This window comes from Priestia sp. ST2 (assembly GCF_055810735.1).
Genome location: NZ_JBVVNT010000001.1, coordinates 724,344 through 743,228, shown reverse-complemented (window position 1 = coordinate 743,228; position 18,885 = coordinate 724,344). Strand labels below are relative to the sequence as shown.

At 40.0% G+C, this 18,885-nt stretch carries 15 protein-coding genes and 1 pseudogene; all 16 read right to left on the bottom strand.

The genetic code is table 11. The features are described from left to right. Positions 1 to 84: 84 nt before the first annotated feature. A complete protein-coding gene (locus AC0KUU_RS03805; RefSeq protein ID WP_043976526.1) occupies positions 85 to 351 on the bottom strand; it encodes a YlmC/YmxH family sporulation protein in 267 nt (88 codons plus the stop codon). Between the two features lie 98 nt (positions 352 to 449). Further along, positions 450 to 1,694: a M16 family metallopeptidase gene (locus AC0KUU_RS03800; RefSeq protein WP_028411394.1), complete on the bottom strand. Its 1,245-nt coding sequence runs from the start codon at positions 1,692 to 1,694 to the stop codon at positions 450 to 452. A gap of 28 nt (positions 1,695 to 1,722) precedes the next feature. Continuing rightward, on the bottom strand, positions 1,723 to 2,703 hold the full coding sequence (locus tag AC0KUU_RS03795) for a polysaccharide deacetylase family protein (protein WP_016765374.1): 981 nt from the start codon (positions 2,701 to 2,703) through the stop codon (positions 1,723 to 1,725). 142 nt (positions 2,704 to 2,845) lie between these two features. Beyond that, positions 2,846 to 4,972: a polyribonucleotide nucleotidyltransferase gene (pnp, locus tag AC0KUU_RS03790; RefSeq protein WP_013084762.1), complete on the bottom strand. Its 2,127-nt coding sequence runs from the start codon at positions 4,970 to 4,972 to the stop codon at positions 2,846 to 2,848. Between the two features lie 168 nt (positions 4,973 to 5,140). After that, positions 5,141 to 5,410: a 30S ribosomal protein S15 gene (rpsO, locus tag AC0KUU_RS03785; RefSeq protein ID WP_013058831.1), complete on the bottom strand. Its 270-nt coding sequence runs from the start codon at positions 5,408 to 5,410 to the stop codon at positions 5,141 to 5,143. Between the two features lie 149 nt (positions 5,411 to 5,559). Next, complete coding sequence (gene ribF, locus AC0KUU_RS03780; RefSeq protein ID WP_237074171.1) at positions 5,560 to 6,516, bottom strand: bifunctional riboflavin kinase/FAD synthetase; 957 nt, start codon at positions 6,514 to 6,516, stop codon at positions 5,560 to 5,562. Positions 6,517 to 6,544: 28 nt separating this feature from the next. Then, on the bottom strand, positions 6,545 to 7,462 hold the full coding sequence (truB, locus tag AC0KUU_RS03775; protein ID WP_043976518.1) for a tRNA pseudouridine(55) synthase TruB: 918 nt from the start codon (positions 7,460 to 7,462) through the stop codon (positions 6,545 to 6,547). Positions 7,463 to 7,554: 92 nt separating this feature from the next. After that, complete coding sequence (gene rbfA, locus AC0KUU_RS03770; protein ID WP_013058834.1) at positions 7,555 to 7,920, bottom strand: 30S ribosome-binding factor RbfA; 366 nt, start codon at positions 7,918 to 7,920, stop codon at positions 7,555 to 7,557. A 14-nt stretch (positions 7,921 to 7,934) separates the two neighbouring features. Continuing rightward, positions 7,935 to 8,213 (bottom strand): DUF503 domain-containing protein, encoded by a 279-nt coding sequence (locus AC0KUU_RS03765; protein WP_016765375.1) that lies wholly within the window; start codon positions 8,211 to 8,213, stop codon positions 7,935 to 7,937. After that, a pseudogene (gene infB, locus AC0KUU_RS03760) lies at positions 8,210 to 10,078 on the bottom strand (translation initiation factor IF-2); the annotation flags it as partial. The gene AC0KUU_RS03765 and the pseudogene infB, both read right to left, overlap by 4 nt. 22 nt (positions 10,079 to 10,100) lie before the next feature. Then, positions 10,101 to 10,400, bottom strand: a complete 300-nt coding sequence (locus tag AC0KUU_RS03755) for a YlxQ family RNA-binding protein (RefSeq protein ID WP_013058837.1) — start codon at positions 10,398 to 10,400, stop codon at positions 10,101 to 10,103. After that, positions 10,400 to 10,681, bottom strand: a complete 282-nt coding sequence (gene rnpM, locus AC0KUU_RS03750) for an RNase P modulator RnpM (RefSeq protein WP_322552397.1) — start codon at positions 10,679 to 10,681, stop codon at positions 10,400 to 10,402. The genes AC0KUU_RS03755 and rnpM overlap by 1 nt, the downstream gene beginning before the upstream one ends. A 13-nt stretch (positions 10,682 to 10,694) precedes the next feature. Then, positions 10,695 to 11,807 (bottom strand): transcription termination factor NusA, encoded by a 1,113-nt coding sequence (nusA, locus tag AC0KUU_RS03745; RefSeq protein WP_013058839.1) that lies wholly within the window; start codon positions 11,805 to 11,807, stop codon positions 10,695 to 10,697. Positions 11,808 to 11,844: 37 nt separating this feature from the next. Next, positions 11,845 to 12,315 carry a ribosome maturation factor RimP gene (gene rimP / locus AC0KUU_RS03740; protein WP_013084764.1) on the bottom strand — a complete coding sequence of 157 codons (471 nt, stop codon included), beginning with the start codon at positions 12,313 to 12,315 and terminating at the stop codon, positions 11,845 to 11,847. Between the two features lie 364 nt (positions 12,316 to 12,679). Next, on the bottom strand, positions 12,680 to 16,990 hold the full coding sequence (locus tag AC0KUU_RS03735; protein WP_028410838.1) for a PolC-type DNA polymerase III: 4,311 nt from the start codon (positions 16,988 to 16,990) through the stop codon (positions 12,680 to 12,682). Between the two features lie 118 nt (positions 16,991 to 17,108). Then, the gene (locus tag AC0KUU_RS03730; protein WP_043976515.1) at positions 17,109 to 18,806 is read right to left on the bottom strand and encodes a proline--tRNA ligase; all 1,698 of its coding nucleotides are present in this window, start codon (positions 18,804 to 18,806) and stop codon (positions 17,109 to 17,111) included. Positions 18,807 to 18,885 lie beyond the last annotated feature (79 nt).

The window sequence follows — 18,885 nt, the reverse complement described above, 5'->3', positions numbered from 1 at the left end:
CAACATACTATGTAAACACACAGGAATCGGTGAATCTTTATCCCTGAAAATAAAAGAAACGAGATGCAGGAAGCATCTCGTTTCTTATTTTGTTGACTGATTGTTTATGTCTTCTAGCTGCTGGACATTTACAATCACCATATCTGTACCAATTTTTTCGATATTCCCCCACGGCACTCGCACTTCATCTCCTTGCTTTCGAAGCCCAAACCACTTCACAGATGGAATAATAAGCGCATTAATTTGTCCCGTATGCTCATTAATTTCAAGATCCGTTTGCCCTAAAATACCCAAACGCTCTGCTCGCTTAACATCTACAATTTCTTTTCCACTCAGTTCGCTTAATCTCATAGAATCCCTCCTTTCATCTAATTTATTGAACAACCGTACAAAAAATGACAAAAAAATAAGGCTGGCTCAATTATTTTAGCCAACCTTACTTTTACTGTTTAATTTCCTTTAAAACCTTTAGGTAAATCTCCACTCGGGCTTATTAGCGAAAGAGCAAATTCATCTTTGAAAATATCTCGCGCAAGACCATTTACACTATCTTTAGTCACGGCATTAACAAGATCTAAAATCTCATCTAATGAACGGTGATAGCCTAGCATTAACTCATTTTTTCCGTTTCTGCTCATACGGCTATTTGTACTTTCAAGGCTCAGCATTAAGTTTCCTTTCAGCTGCTCTTTGCTGTTAGCAAGTTCTTTATCCGTAATCCCTTTGTCTTTCAAATCATAAAGCGTTTCTTGAACCGTATCATATAATACGTCGAGCTGATGGCTTCCCGTTCCCCCATAAATCGTGACAAGACCGCTGTCTCGATAAGAAGAATGATAAGAGAAAACAGAGTAAGCCAAGCCGCGCTGTTCGCGAACTTCTTGGAACAAACGACTGCTCATACTTCCACCAAGCACGTTATTTAATACAATTAAGCTATATACATCTTCTCCGCCGATTGGCAAACCTTTAAAGCCAAGGCAAAGGTGAGCTTGTTCAGTCTCCTTTTTGCGCGCAATATGATTTGTATGGAACTCTGGCTGAACATATTGATGAGCGGAGTGACTTGACGTATATGTACCAAAATAGTTTTCCACCTGCTGAATAAAACTTTCATCAATGTTTCCAGCTACTGAAATAACGATGTTTTCGGGAATATACATTTGCTCCATATACTGACGAAGCGAATCACCGTTAAATGTTTTTAACGTATCTTCCGTTCCTAAAATTGGATAGCCTAATGGATGATTGCCATATACGGCTTTTCCTAATAAATCGTGTACAATATCATCAGGTGTATCTTCATACATTTTAATTTCTTCATATACAACATTTTTTTCACGAGCTAATTCCTCTTCATCAAATGAAGAATTAAAGAACATATCCGCCAGCACATCGAGCGCTTGATCTGCATGTTCATCTAATACTTTTGCATAGTAACACGTGTATTCTTTAGAAGTGAATGCATTTACTTGTCCGCCAATGCGGTCGAAGCTTTCTGCAATTTCACGAGCAGATCTTGTTTTTGTTCCTTTAAAAAACATATGTTCAAGAAAATGTGATACACCATTAATTTCAGGGTGTTCACTTCGAGAACCCGTTCCGATCCACACCCCAATGGCCACAGATCGAACAGTTGGGATATTTTCCAATACAATTCTTACACCATTTTTGCACGTATATCGTTTTATCAAGCTAGTGCCTCCCTTTTGCTTATCTCACTTACTTCTTAGTAGAAGAAGGTATTTTCATCATTCGTTCTTCATCTAGCATTGTTGACACATCGCTAACTTTGAGGCCTTTGCGTTCAATATCGGTTAACAATTGGTCAAGCGATTCAGCCGTTGATTCAGTCGGGTGCATCAGTACAATAGCCCCTGGGTGAATCTTTTTCATTACTCGATTAATTAACACTTCTGAACTTGGCTTTTGCCAATCGATTGTATCAACCGTCCACATGATGGTACTCATTTTTAACTGAGAAGCAAGCGTTACTACTTCGGGGCGAAAACTGCCGCTCGGCGGAGCAAACCATTTTACTTTTTGTCCCGTAGTAGACGTAATAATATCATTCGTTTTTTTAAGCTGCTGATTGATTTGACTAGCCGATAAAGTAGCCATATCAGGATGAGAATAAGAGTGGTTTCCTACTTCATGCCCTGCGTCTACAATCATTTTTGCCATATCTGGATTATTTTTAACCCATTTTCCTTCTAAAAAGAAAGTTGCTTTAGCATGGTGCTTTTTTAGCACTTCTAACATTTTAGGCAAATACTCGTTCCCCCATGCTACGTTCACTGTAAACGATACCATAGGCTTTTCATCGTGTCCACGGTAGATAGGTTCCTGTGGTAAATCCTTCAAGTGAACCTTTGGTCTAACCTGTTTGTACACTAGTTTTTTTTCATCAAATTTACCCGCAGGTTTCATATTTTTATAAGAAGCAGCAAGATCAACTTTTATGCCGTTATAGCCAGGAACCCGTTTCCAAACGGGATCGATTCGTGCATTCGCTGCCGGCTTTTCATAATCTTTTGCTTTTTCTTCAATCTTTTGATATAACGCATCATGCTGAGCTGATACAAGTTGTACATCGGATTTAAGTGCTTCTATATATGCTTCAGCAAAAGGATTATAAATAGATTTATATGTAATTGCCAGTAAAAATAGAAATGCTGTAAATTGCACAATGGTTCTCTTCACTTATCCTTCCCCCTTTACCATTTAAAATATGTATAAAGGGGACAAGGTAGAACAAACATCTACAAACGATAAAATCGCCCTACACATGGATTTTCTTCATGTATGGACGATTTCACAATATCTATATAGTAGTAAAAGAAGATTATTTTGTTTCTTTTGCTTTTTCTTCTTTTTCTTTTTGTTCTTTTAAAATTGCTTTACGAGATAAGTTAACGCGGCCTTGTTTATCAATTTCCATAACCTTAACTAGAATCTCGTCGCCAATTGATACAACGTCTTCCACTTTTCCAATACGCTCTTCTGCAAGCTCTGAAATGTGAACAAGCCCATCTTTTCCGCTGAAGATTTCTACAAATGCACCGAATTTTTCAATTCGTTTTACTTTTCCTAAGTACATTTGGCCGACTTCAACTTCGCGTACAAGATCTTCAATAATTTTCTTCGCTTTTTCATTCATTGGCTGATCAATAGAAGAAATGAAGATTGTACCATCTTGTTCGATATCAATTTTAACGCCTGTTTCTTCGATGATTTTATTGATTTGCTTGCCGCTTGGTCCAATAACATCACGAATTTTATCAGGGTTAATAGCCATTGTAAGGATCTTAGGCGCATATTGAGAAAGCTCTTGACGAGGCGTAGCAATCGTTGACATCATATGATTTAAGATCTGCATACGGCCTTTTTTTGCTTGTTGAAGGGCTTCGTCTAAAATTTCACGAGATAACCCGTCAATTTTAATATCCATTTGAAGCGCAGTTACTCCATTTTCCGTACCTGCTACTTTAAAGTCCATATCTCCTAGGTGATCTTCCATTCCTTGAATGTCCGTTAGAATCGAGTAGTGTTCACCTGATTTGATCAGACCCATGGCAATCCCTGCTACAGGTGCTTTAATGGGAACCCCAGCATCCATCATTGCAAGCGTACTTGCACAAATACTCGCTTGTGAAGTAGAACCGTTTGACTCTAATACTTCAGATACAAGACGAATTGTATAAGGGAAATCTTTTTCATTTGGAATAACAGGCTCAAGTGCACGTTCACCTAGCGCACCATGTCCAATTTCACGACGACCCGGTCCGCGCATCGGTCTAGTTTCACCAACACTAAATGAAGGGAAGTTATAGTGATGCATGAAGCGTTTAGATTCTTCTACACTTAAACCATCTAAAATTTGCACATCGCCAAGTGCACCTAATGTACAGATGCTAAGCGCTTGAGTTTGTCCACGCGTAAATAATCCAGAGCCGTGTGTACGAGGAAGCAAGTTTGTTTCAGAAGAAAGTGGACGAATTTCGTCAATACTACGGCCATCAGGACGCACTTTTTCTTCTGTGATCAAGCGACGCACTTCACTTTTAACAAGCTTCGATAAAATTTCATTCACTTGATTTAGTACTTCTTCTTCTACATCTTGCTCTTCAAATTTTGCAGCTACTGCGCTTTTTACTTCTTTAATCGCATTTTCGCGCGCATGCTTTTCTTGAACTTGAACGGCACGGTTCATGTCACCTTCTGCAATTTCGCGAACTTGACGCTCAAGGTCAGCATCCACAGTATAAAGCGCAACTTCTACTTTTTCTTTGCCTACTGCTGCTACAATTTCTTCTTGGAACGCAATTAACTTTTTAATTTGCTCGTGTCCAAACATAATTGCTTCTAGCATTACTTCTTCCGGTACTTCATCAGCGCCTGCTTCAACCATGTTGATCGCATCTTTTGTACCAGCAACCGTTAGATGAATATCGCTTTTTTCAAGCTCATCTACCGTTGGGTTTACAACAAATTCATTGTCTACACGGCCTACGATTACGCCTGCAATAGGACCTTCAAATGGAATATCAGATACTGATAATGCTAATGAAGAACCGAACATTGCCGCGATTTCTGAAGAACAGTTTTGATCTACGCTCATTACAACGCTGACAACTTGAACTTCGTTTCGGAAACCATCTGCGAATAAAGGACGAATCGGACGGTCGATTAAACGGCTAGCCAAGATTGCTTTTTCACTTGGTCTGCCTTCACGCTTAATGAATCCACCTGGGATTTTACCGACTGCATATAAACGCTCTTCATAGTTTACTGTTAACGGGAAGAAATCTACATTTTTAGGCTCTTTTGAAGCCGTTGCTGTACTTAATACAACTGTGTCTCCATAGCGGATTAATGCTGCGCCATTTGCTTGTTTTGCCAACTGGCCAACTTCAACTTCTAGCTTTCGTCCAGCTAGATCTACGGAGAACACTCGTTTTTCTTGTTCCATATCGACGAGTACCCCTCTCTACATATAAAATATGTATGTAATCAAATGTGATAGTTTTATTATAAACGAAATATCCAAAAACAATAGCTTTTTTCACATTATGTAGCATCTTTAATGTTTCTTAAATGTACATACTAAAAAAGCGGGAATGCTCCCGCTTTCTTCTTATTATCGACGTAAACCAAGTTTGTTGATTAACTCACGATAACGAGTAACGTCTTTGTTACGTAGGTAGTTAAGTAAGTTACGACGTCGACCTACCATTTTTAAAAGACCACGACGTGAATGGTGATCCTTTTTATGAGTACGTAAGTGACCGTTTAGATTGTTAATTTGCTCTGTTAGGACAGCGATTTGAACTTCTGGAGAACCAGTGTCGTTCGCATGAGTTTTGTACTCACTAATGATTTCATTTTTACGCTCTTGTGTGATAGCCATCCTATTCACCTCCTTATTATTAAACCCCAGTTACCGAGCAAAACGTTGGTGAATCGTAATGCCAAGCAATGGTTGTTTTACATACAAGTGTTATGTTACTACTTATTAGAACAAAAAGCAAGTCGTAGCAACTATTTATATATATTTTTTTATTTCTTATGCTTTTGAATTCCTTCAAAATAAGCAAGGGCTTCTTCCTTGTCCCTTGAGATCTGACCGACAAGCTCTTCGATGCCGCTGAACTTTTTTTCTGAACGAATCATTCGGTGCCATTTCACCGTTACTTGCTGATCGTAGATTTGCTCGTCAAATGATAATAAGTGGACTTCGATTGTTGGCTTTTCTAAATTATCATGAAAAGTCGGCTTATAGCCCACGTTGCATACTCCTGCATACCACTTGCCGTGGAGCTGAAGCTCAACAGCATACACGCCGATGCGCGGAAGTAAATACTCATCGTCTAAAGCGATGTTAGCAGTCGGAAAACCTATTTGCCTGCCTCGCTTTTCTCCATGAGTCACTGTACCTGACACTTCATAATAGCGCCCAAGCAGCTCTTTTACTCGATGCATGTCTCCATTTGCTAAATTTTCGCGAATGAGCGTTGAACTAATTTTTTCTTCGCCATTTGTTAACTTATCAATTGTTGTTTGAGTGAATTTTGATCGAGAATGAAATGGTAGTATTTCCATTGTTCCTTTACCTAACTTTCCATACGTATAGTCAAATCCAGCTACCACATGCTGCACATTCAGGCCAATAATATACTGATCAACAAACTCTTGAGGCAATAGTGCTGCAAACTGTTTATCAAAATGAACGATATATAAAAAGTCAATTCCCATTTCCTCAATGAGTTTCTTTTTTTCTTGAAGTGGTGTGATCATATCAATGTGCTGCACATTGCGCCCAAGCACCACAGAAGGGTGAGGAGTAAACGTCATCACAGCACTAGCTATGCCTTTTTCATCCGCTAACTGTTTTGCTGAATTTATCACTTGCTGATGCCCTAAATGCACACCATCAAAATAACCAAGCGCTAACACTGATTGTTGAACAGCTTCTCGTTGAAAGTGGTGTGGATGTCGAATTTCAATCGTTTCCAAAACACAGTTCACCTTTTCCCTAACCGGTCTAGTCGATTGCCAACACTTTAACCGGCTTCATTAAATGTTTTTTCGTTGGGTGCTGAGCATAAATTGCTAAGCACTTGCCTGCTGAATTTATCATTAAAAAGAATGGTTCTTTTTTTAACTCTTCATCTTCTGTGCACGGCAATACCGCGCCATTTTTCACTTTCTCTGCTAATGTATCACTAATTTGAAGTTTCGGCAAATGATTAAGAGCTTCTTCGATCGAATGCAGTTTCTCATTGATCGTTTCTTCTTCTACCGCCCGTTCAATATCTTCAAATGTCACACAATCTTCCAGTGAAAACTGCCCTGAACCCGTTCGCTGCAAATAAGACATATGAGACGGATAGCCAAGTGCTTCTCCAATCATCACAGCAAGCGTTCGCACATATGTACCTTTGCTGCACGTTACGCGGAATTTGAAGGAAATTTGTTCTCCCTCAAATATAGCGCGGTCATCCAGCAGTTCAAAGTTATAGATATGAATGGTTCTAACAGGGCGCTCTACTTCGATTCCTTGCCTTGCATATTCATATAGCTTTTTACCTTTGACCTTTACCGCAGAGTACATTGGAGGCACTTGCTGAAGTTCTCCTGTCATCGAAGACAGCACTTCTTCGATTTGAGCACGTGAAAAAGAATCCACTACTTTCTTTTCTTCTACAACCTCTCCGGAAGAATCTTCTGTTGTTGTAGAAAATCCGAGTGTAACTTCTCCTTCATAGGTTTTAGTAGCTCCTGTTAGATACTCTACAATTTTAGTAGCTCTACCGATACAAATAGGCAATACCCCTGTAACGTCTGGGTCTAATGTGCCTGTATGCCCTACTTTTTTAGTGCGAAGCAGCTTTCGGACTTTAAACACACAGTCGTGGGAAGTCAGGCCAGCTGGTTTATGTAAAATTAAAACACCGTCCACTCATTCTTCATCTCCTTTTCATTTAAAAAAGGGTGTCTCAGAAGCAAAAACCACTTTTGAGACACCCTTTTTTGTTTCTACATTCACCGATCTTATTCGTTCTCTTGATGGTCATCGCTTTCTTTTTTAATTTCATGAAGCAATGATTCAATTCGATTACCATAATCAATTGATTCATCAAACTCAAACGTAATTTCAGGTGTTTTACGTAAGCGAATGCGCTGACCGATTTCTGAGCGGATAAATCCTTTTGCTTTCGCAAGGCCTTTTAACGTATTCTCACGCTGTTCAGCATCTCCTAAAACAGAGATATACACTTTCGCTTGCTGTAAATCGCCTGATACTTGAACATCTGTTACAGTCACAAAACCGATGCGCGGATCCTTGATTTTACGATTTAAAATCTCGCCCATCTCTTTTTTCATTTGTTCTCCGACTCTAGTTGCTCTTATGTTCATCTGTGTCACCCCTTTTATAACCAATCAAAAGTTGTAATGGTACGTTCAATCTCTGGAAAAGAATCAATCAAGCTTAGCGCTTTTTGCAGTTCTTGTTCCGTTGTGACACGGCTAGATGAGACTGCGACAATGCTAATTTTTGTTCGTTGCCACACATCTTGAAAATCAGTTTCTGAAACTGATACGTTAAACCGCTGCTTCAAGCGCATCAAGATGCGCTGAAGCACGGCACGTTTTTCTTTAAGAGAAGCAGCATTGTAAATTAAGCATTCACACTCCACTAGTCCAATCATTTAGGATCAATTTGCTCCATTACATATGCTTCAATAATATCTCCTTCTTTAATATCATTGAAGTTTTTAATTGTAATACCACACTCATATCCTTGAGCGACTTCTTTTGCATCGTCTTTAAAGCGTTTTAGCACATCTACTTCACCTTCAAAGATAACAATTCCGTCACGAATTAAACGAATTCCACTGTTACGTGTAATTTTACCGTCTGTTACGTAACTTCCTGCGATTGTACCAACTTTTGATACTTTGAATGTTTGACGTACTTCCACTTGACCGATGATTTTTTCAGCAAACTCAGGATCAAGCATTCCTTTCATCGCAGATTCAATTTCTTCAATTACTTTATAAATAATGCGGTGAAGACGAATATCTACGTTTTCTACGTCAGCTGTACGTTTTGCTCCAGCATCCGGACGCACGTTAAAGCCGATAACGATTGCGTTAGAAGCAGTTGCAAGAATGATATCGGATTCTGTAATCGCACCTACACCCGTATGAATAATACGAACATTTACACCCTCTACATCAATCTTTTGAAGAGCAGCAGCCAATGCTTCTACAGAACCTTGTACGTCTGCTTTTACGATAAGGTTTAAGTCTTTCATTTCACCTTGTTTAATTTTTTCAAATAAATCATCTAAGCTTACGCGAGATTTTTCACCGCGCTGTTGTTCAAGCTGCTTTTGAGCACGAGCTTCTCCGATTTGACGAGCTGTTTTCTCATCTTCAAACACTAAGAAACGATCTCCAGCTAACGGAACTTCGTTTAAGCCAGTAATCTCAACCGGAGTAGATGGTCCTACTTCCTTCACACGGCGGCCGATATCATTTACCATTGCGCGAACGCGGCCAAACGTATTTCCGACTACGATTGGATCACCTACGCGTAGTGTACCAGTTTGAACAAGAAGCGTTGCTACAGACCCACGGCCTTTATCTAGCTGTGCTTCTACAACTGTACCTGCTGCACGACGGTTAGGATTTGCTTTTAACTCTTCTACTTCACTTACAAGTAAAATCATTTCAAGCAATTGATCGATCCCTTCACCTGAAATGGCTGAAAGCTTACAGAAGATTGTTTCTCCGCCCCACTCTTCAGCTACAAGGCCGTGCTCCATTAGTTCTTGCATAACGCGATCTGGATTTGCTGCTTCTTTATCCATTTTGTTAACCGCAACAATAATTGGCACTTCTGCCGCTTTTGCATGGTTAATCGCTTCAATTGTTTGAGGCATTACACCATCGTCTGCTGCAACAACAAGGATTGTAATATCCGTTACTTGCGCACCGCGAGCACGCATCGTTGTAAATGCAGCATGCCCTGGTGTATCAAGGAATGTAATTTTCTTTTCGTCAACCACAACTTGATAAGCACCGATATGCTGCGTGATACCGCCTGCTTCTGCAGCCGTTACTTTTGTGTTACGGATAGAGTCAAGAAGCGTTGTTTTACCGTGGTCAACGTGACCCATGATTGTAACAACTGGAGGACGCACTTGAAGGTCTTTTTCGTCATCAATGATTTCTAATGATTCAAAAGCAGTGTCATCTACCACTACTTCTTCTTCAACTTCTACACCGTATTCTCCGGCAATTAGTTCGATAGAATCTTTATCTAACTCTTGGTTAATTGTTGCCATTACACCAAGCATAAATAGTTTTTTAATAATTTCAGAAGGCTCTTTGCCTAATTCTTTTGCTAACTCAGAAACCGTTAAGCTTCCGACAAACGTTACTTTTTCCGGTAACTCTTTTGCAGCTGCTGGAGCTGGTCTACCTTTTGGTGCCTGTGACTTTTGTGCCTGTGGCTTTTTGTTACCTTTATTGTTTCCTTTGTTAGCTGTTGATTTTGTATTTTTATTCAATACTTTCACCCCCATAAAATTAACCGAGCATCGTTGCTAGCTTTTTAGCAAATCCCTCGTCCATCACGGCTACTACAACTCGAGCATCTTTACCAATCGCTTGACCTAGCGTATAGCGATCGGGAACGATTTTAACCGAAACGTTATAGTAAGAACATTTATCCGTTACTTTTTTCTTTGTGTTTTCAGACGCATCGCTTGCTAAAAGTACTAGCTTTGCTTTTTGTTTCCGAACTTCTCTAACCACAAGTTCTTCTCCAGAAATCAATTTTCGTGCACGGTTTGCAAGCCCTAAAAAGGAGATCCATTGTTCATTCATTAGCGTGACTGTTTCTCCTTTTCTACAAGCGCTAGCAACTCTTCATAAACCGCTTCATCTATTGACGCGCCTAAATGTGTCGAAAGCACATTTTTCTTTTTTGCCAATAAAATTGCTTCATTATCCTTGCTTACATAAGCTCCGCGCCCGGACTTTTTACCCGTTACATCAACTGAAACGTCGCCTTCTTTTGAGCGTACAACGCGTACTAGCTCTTTTTTAGGCTTCATTTCTCCAGTGGCCACACATTTTCGCATCGGGACTTTTTTACGATTGTTCACCTTGGCTCACCTCTTATTCCATATCTTCATCTGAATCAAATGCATGTTGACTTACTAGCATATCATCGCTGTTTTTTACAACCATGCCTTCTTGTTCAGCTTCTGATTGACTTTTAATATCAATTTTCCAGCCTGTCAGCTTAGCAGCTAGACGTGCATTTTGTCCACGTTTACCAATTGCAAGTGACAGCTGATAGTCAGGAACGATAACAGTTGTTGCTTTTTCATTTTCATCTACAATCACATCTACTACCTTAGATGGACTTAAAGCGTTGGCAACAAATTCAACTGGATCATTTGACCAGCGAACGATGTCAATTTTTTCACCTTTTAGTTCATTTACAACAGCCTGTACGCGCTGACCTTTTGGCCCAACACAAGAACCGACCGGATCTACTTCAGCATACTCAGAATGAACAGAGATTTTTGAACGGTCTCCAGCTTCGCGAGCTACTGATTTTAATTCAACTGTACCGTCATAGATTTCCGGTACTTCTTTTTCGAAAAGACGTTTTAAAAGACCTGGGTGCGTACGTGAAACATAGATTTGCGGGCCTTTTGTTGTTTTTTCTACTTTCGTAATATACACTTTAATACGATCATGAGGTTTATACTGCTCATTTGGCATTTGCTCGCTTTGAGGAAGCAATGCTTCAATTTTGCCAAGGCTCACATAGATGAAGCGAGAATCTTGACGCTGAACAATACCTGTCATAATATCTTCTTCGCGATCGCTGAACTCTGAATAGATAACGCCTCGTTCCGCCTCACGAACACGCTGTGTAACAACTTGTTTTGCTGTTTGGGCCGCGATGCGTCCAAAGTCTTTTGGCGTTACTTCGATTTCAACCACATCGTCTAGTTGGAAGTTAGGGTTGATTGTTTGTGCTTCTTCAACCGAAATTTCCAGGCGTGGATCATATACTTCATCAACCACATCTTTGCGAGCAAACACGCGCATTGAACCTCTTTCTAAATTTAAATCAACGCGTACGTTTTGCGCTTGGTTAAAGTTGCGTTTGTAAGCAGAAATTAGCGCTGCTTCAATTGCTTCAATAATTACATCTTTGCTAATGCCTTTCTCTTTTTCAAGAATGACTAAGGCATCAAATAACTCACTGCTCATCGTTGGATAATCCCCCTTTAATATTGGCCCCTACACATTAAAATACAATCGCTAATCGAGCAAAAGCGACTTTGTCATATGGTAAAACCACCGTTTTTGTGCGTGTTTTGATACGAATAGATAATGTGACAGTTTCTCCGTCAAATGATTGTAATTCGCCTTCAAATTCTTTTGCACCTTCAATTGGTTCATATGTTTTTATGTATACATGCTTACCAATTGCACGTTCAAAATCTTTATCTTTTTTTAATGGGCGTTCCGCACCAGGCGATGATACTTCTAAAAAATAGTTATGAGGGATTGGATCTACTGCATCCATTTTCTCACTCAATTTTTCACTTACTGCTCCGCAGTCTTCGATATCCACGCCGGTATCAGAGTCGATAAACACACGTAAAAACCAATCTTTTCCTTCTTTTACGTATTCAATTTCAACAAGCTCTAAATTCATTTCCTCTAAGATAGGGGAAACCATTTCTTCCACTGTTTGTTTTACATTTTTACTCATTCTAATCCTCCCTTCGAGACATTGCATGGTATGTTTAGGTTACGCGTTTTTTATGTCTCTTATATCAAAAAAGAGTGGTTTATTTGCTATTTTTATTTTGCACTCTATAAGAGGTCTAACCTACTAGAGTGGAAATGTTGTCATTTGTGTTGCAGGATTTTAAACGTCACATAATAAATCAATCATGGTGATTGAAAATCTACAGAAAAAACGAATCATGCTAGAAGCCGATTCGTTCTCCATACTACTTACTATGTCAGTAAGTTCATATCAATAAGAAAGAGCGGGTTTCCCCACTCTTTCTCGTCCGTATCCTTAGCATTTCCACAATTACTATATCATAACCGCTTATTTTATGCAAATGTTAGAAAAGAGAAAGCTGGTTCTGATCAGGTAATGATTCAAGGCATCCATGGTTGTCTAGATACTCTAAAATCGTCTTCGATACTTTGCCTCGCTGCTGCAAGTCTTCTTTCGATAAAAACTCTCCCGTTTCACGAGCTTTTACAATGTTCAGCGCTGCATTTGTGCCAAGACCGGGAATGGCATTAAACGGTGGAACTAAAGACGTGCCGTCAATTAAAAATTCGTCTGCGCTAGATTCATATAAATCTACTTTTTTAAACGAATAGCCTCGTTCGCACATTTCTAAAGAAAGCTCAAGCACCGTTAATAAGTTTTTCTCTTTAGGGGATGCATCTAAACCTTTGGCATTGATTTCTTCCATCTTCGCTCGAATGGCAGTTGAGCCTTTGATCATCGTATCAATATCAAAGTCATCTGCACGAACCGTAAAGTATGCTGCGTAATAAAGAAGCGCGTGGTGCACTTTGAAATAAGCAATACGCACGGCCATCAATACATAAGCAGCGGCATGGGCTTTAGGGAACATATACTTAATCTTTTTACAAGAATCAATATACCAGTCCGGAACACCATTTTTGATCATTTCCTCTTCAAATTCAGGTGTTAGCCCTTTCCCTTTACGTACAGACTCCATAATTTTAAAGGCAAGTGAAGGTTCAAGACCTTGATAAATCAGATAAACCATGATGTCATCACGACAGCCGATTACTTCACTTAAGTTGCAAATATCATTGCGAATTAGCTCCTGCGCATTACCAAGCCATACGTCCGTCCCGTGTGACAGTCCTGAGATTTGAACAAGCTCTGAAAACGTCGTTGGCTTCGTATCTTCTAACATTTGACGCACAAAGCGCGTTCCAAACTCCGGTATGCCAAGCGTTCCTGTTTTACACATAATTTGCTCTTCTGTTACGCCAAGTGATTCCGTTCCGCTAAAAATTTTCATCACTTCAGGGTCATCCGTCGGAATTGTTTTTGGATCAATTCCACTTAAATCTTGAAGCATGCGAATCACGGTCGGATCATCGTGTCCGAGTATATCAAGTTTTAATAAATTATCATGAATCGAATGGAAGTCAAAATGAGTTGTTCTCCATTCGGAATTACGGTCGTCAGCTGGAAACTGGATCGGTGAAAAATCGAAAATATCCATATAGTCCGGTACAACGATAATCCCCCCTGGATGCTGACCCGTTGTACGTTTTACGCCCGTACATCCTGCTACTAAACGATCCACTTCTGCGTTTCGCAAATGTAAATCACGGTCACCGGCATAGCCTTTTACATAGCCATAAGCTGTTTTTTCAGCTACTGTACCGATTGTTCCCGCGCGGTATACATTATCTTGGCCAAACAGTACTTTTGTATAGTTATGAGCTCGCGGCTGATACTCTCCGGAGAAGTTCAAATCGATATCGGGAACTTTATCTCCTTTGAATCCTAAGAACGTTTCAAACGGAATATCGTGTCCGTCTTTAATAAATGGTACCCCACAATCGTCGCAGCTTTTATCCGGCAAGTCAAACCCAGAACCAACGGAACCGTCATTAAAAAACTCGGATTTCTTACATTTTGGACAAACATAATGCGGGGGCAGTGGATTTACTTCTGTAATTTCTGTCATCGTCGCAACGAATGAAGACCCTACGGAACCACGTGAACCAACTAAGTAACCATCATTCAACGATTTTTTAACGAGTTTATGCGAGATCAAGTAAATAACGGCAAACCCGTGGCCGATAATACTTTTCAACTCTTTCTCTAGGCGAGCTTCTACTACTTCAGGCAGCTCTTCACCGTAGATGCTGCGTGCCATCGCATAGCTCATTTCACGCATTTCTTCGTCTGCACCTTCAATTTTCGGCGTATATAAATCATCTTTAATTGGTTTAATATCGTCAATCATATCCGCTATTTTTTGCGTATTATGAACAACAATTTCTTTCGCTTTGTCCCCGTCTAAAAATGAAAAACAATTCAGCATCTCATCCGTTGATCTAAAATGAACATCCGGCAGCTGATGACGGTTTAACGGGTTAGCCCCGCCTTGTGAACCAATTAAAATTTTTCGGTAAATTTTGTCTTCAGGATTGAGATAGTGAACATTTCCTGTTGCTACAACCGGCTTTCCAATCTTTTCACCGAGCTTCACAATATTGCTGATAATATCTTTTAAGGCTTTCTCATCCCGCACTAAATCTAGTTCAATTAAGTGCTTGTAGTTGTCAGGAGGCTGCACTTCGATGTAATCATAAAATTCAGCTGCTCCTTCTACTTCATCAATTCCTTTTTGCATCATGCCTTCGAATACTTCGCCCCGGTCACATGCGGTTCCAATCAAGATGCCTTCTCGATATTTGTCGAGCTGAGATCTTGGAATTCGCGGAACTCGATAAAAGTAATTTAAATGAGAAATCGAAACGAGTTTGAATAGATTTTTTAAACCTACGTCGTTTTGTGCTAAAAGCGTCGCATGATAAGGACGGGCCCGCTGATATGCATTCCCTTCTCCCATATAATCATTTAAGCGATCGTGCATCGTAATTTCGCGTTCAAATGCATCTTTCAGCATTTTATTTAACAAATAGCCGGTTGTTTCCGCATCGTAAATCGCGCGGTGATGCTGCACAAGTTCAATATCAAACTTTTTAGCAAGAGTATTTAAACGATGGTTTTTCATATGCGGATACAAAAATCTTCCGAGTTCAAGCGTATCAATAACGCCGTTAGCTGCTTTTTCTAATCCGATTTTTTGCAGTCCCATATTTAAAAATCCCATATCAAAGCTTGCATTATGAGCGACTAAAATACTGTCGCCCATCCACTCGTGAAAATCCCGAAGTACTTCTGAGATTTCAGGCGCATTTTGGACCATATCATCTGTAATACCCGTCAGCTCAATTGTTGTTGCAGACAGAGGATGATGAGGATTTGCAAACCGTTCAAATCGATCGATGATTTCGCCTTCTTTCATCTTCACGGCAGCAAGTTCAATAATGGTATCGTATACGGCTGACAAACCGGTTGTTTCGACGTCAAATACTACGTAAGTTGCTTCTGTCAAATCCACATGCTGCGGATTATAGGCAATCGGTACGCCGTCGTCCACTAAATTGACTTCCACTCCGTACAGTATTTTAATGCCGTTCTTTTTCCCGGCTCCATACGCTTCAGGAAACGACTGTGCAACCGCGTGATCAGTTATCGCTACAGCCGGATGTCCCCATTTTTTGGCTTGTCCGACTAAAGCTCCAACAGATGAAACTGCATCCATTTGACTCATTGGCGTATGCAAGTGAAGTTCCACACGCTTTTCATCTTCAGGCGCTGTATCCTGTCTAGCGGGACCGGTAATCTCGTTAACATCATTTCCAATCATAACTAGATCACGGACAAATGTATCGTTTTGTACACTTCCGCGCACCTTTACCCACATTCCTTTTTTAATCGCTTGAAGTAAAGGAATATCTTCTTTGTCACGCGAAAACATTTTAACCATAATAGAGTTTGTATAATCTGTCACTTTAAAAATAAGAAGCGTACGTCCGCTTCGTAATTCTCTCGTTTCTGCATCAAATACGTATCCTTCAACGGCAATTCGCTTTTCTTCATCTACAATGGAGTCCAGGCGAACCGTCTCGTCTTTAATCGTATATCCAATTGTAAGCGGACCTTTTGGTAGGTCTGGTCCATCACTTTTTTCATTTTCTTTATTTTGCATTTCTGTGATGGCTTGTAATACTTTTTCTGTATCTTCTTGTTTTCGTTGCTCTACAAACTGCTGAAATGCTTCTTCTGAATGTACAACTTCCGTCATTAGCTGAAGGTTCGGAAACCCATAGGACGCATACTGATCAGCAATTAACTGACTATACTTTTTACGTAAAGCCGTTCCTTCTGCATCATGTCGTGCGTTCACAATCAACTTGGCACCGTTCAATCTCGGCATTTGATCTTGTAAAAGCGACTGTAAAAGCGGAGATATGCCCTGCATTTCTCCAATACAATGCTTCCAATATGACTGTACATGCTCTTCCGTACATTGTTTATTAACGGTTTGAATAGAAAAAGAAACACTCGCAATATGAGAAAAAGCTGAAGACATGCGAGCATGGAATAACTCATAAATCTCAAAAGGTAATAACCCTTCTAAAGAAAAATGGAAATGCCATTTTTTTTGTTCTTTCTGAATGACGAGCTTTTCAATCGCTGCGTTTTCAAAGTAAGGAACAATTTGATCACTCGTCAGCTCTAACTGCTGCAGCAGCAACTTAAAACGCTCTTTTTTTCCTAGCGTTTGTGCTTCCAAGTTTTCTGCCTCCTTTTATAAATGAGTGCAATCTATTTTAACATAAATGACTTCTATTCTGTCATATGTTCTGTTTATAAACATAAAAACAGCAGGGATACAAATCCCCGCTGCTTCATTACTTCGCTAGCAGTTCTTTCACTGTTGAAACAAGATTGTCAACTGACACTTCTAATGACTCCCCGGTTTTGCGTACTTTTACTTCTACAATTCCTTCAGATGCACGTTTACCAACTGTTACTCGAACAGGAAGACCAATTAGATCTGAATCTGCAAATTTTACTCCTGCACGCTCTTGGCGGTCGTCTAACAGCACTTCAAAGCGATTATCTAATAACTCATTATATAATTTCTCACCTAGTTCACGCTGTTCATCATTTTTCACGTTAACTGGAATAACGTGCACATGATAAGGCGTAACAGCTTCTGGCCATAGAAGACCGTTTTCATCATTAAATTGTTCTGCAATCGCAGCTACTGTACGAGAAACACCGATACCATAGCAGCCCATAATCATTGGCTGGCTGCGTCCGTTCTCATCTAGATACGTTGCTCCCATCGCTTCACTGTAGCGCGTTCCTAGCTTAAAGACGTGTCCGACTTCAATACCTTTAGCAAACTTAATAACGCCTTGTCCATCCGGTGACTGATCCCCTTCTTGGATGAAGCGGAAATCTTCGTAAGTTGCATTAAAGTTACGTTCATTCACATTTGTGTAGTGATAACCTTCTTCATTTGCTCCGCATACACCGTTAGCAATTGCTTTTACCGCATGATCAGCTACCACTTCTACTGAATCACTTACTCCAATCGGTCCTACTGAACCAACTGCGCATTTTAATACTTCTTTTGTTTCTTCTGGAGTTGCCAGTTCAACAACGGAAGCTTCAAAATAGTTTTTCACTTTAATATCGTTTACTTCGTGGTCCCCGCGAACAAGTACAAGCACAAAACGATCATCTACTTTAAATAAAAGTGACTTGATACAAGAAGTCGCTTCAACATTTAAGAAAGCAGCTACGTCTTCAATGCTATGCTGATTTGGTGTTTCTACCTTTGTTAATTCTTTTTCAGCTTCAGTTGATTTTTCATAGGTATTTACAACCGGTGCCATTTCAACATTTGCTGCATAAGAAGATGTATCTGAATAAGCAATTGTATCTTCCCCGATTTCAGAAAGAACCATAAATTCATGCGTATCTTTTCCGCCCATTGCACCTGAATCAGCGATAACCGCACGGAAATTTAATCCGCAGCGCTCAAAGATGCGGCTGTAGGCAGCAAACATTTTGTCATATACTTCATCTAAACTTTCTTGAGAAGCATGAAACGAATATGCATCTTTCATAATAAATTCACGACCGCGTAATAAGCCAAAGCGTGGACGTTTTTCATCGCGGAACTTCGTTTGAATTTGATATAAATTTAGCGGTAAACGTTTGTATGACTTCACTTCGTCACGAAGCAAGCTTGTGATAACTTCTTCGTGTGTTGCTCCCAAAGCAAATTCACGGCCGTGACGATCTTTCATACGCATTAACTCAGGTCCATATGAATACCAGCGGCCAGACTCTTGCCACAATTCAGCTTGTTGTAAAGCAGGCATCAATAATTCGACAGAACCTGCACGGTCCATCTCTTCACGAACAATTTGTTCAACTTTTTGCAACACGCGCTTACCAAGCGGTAAAAAGCTGTACACGCCGCTTGCATTTTGGCGCATATAACCTGCGCGCAATAGAAGCTGATGGCTTTTTATATCCGCATCAGCTGGCACTTCTCTTAATGTAGGAATCAATGTAGAACTTTGTCTCATAACCTCGCACCTCTTTGCTTACTTCTCTATCTTATTTTTTTAAGGCGGACCATGCCGCAATTTTCATATAATCAGCGAG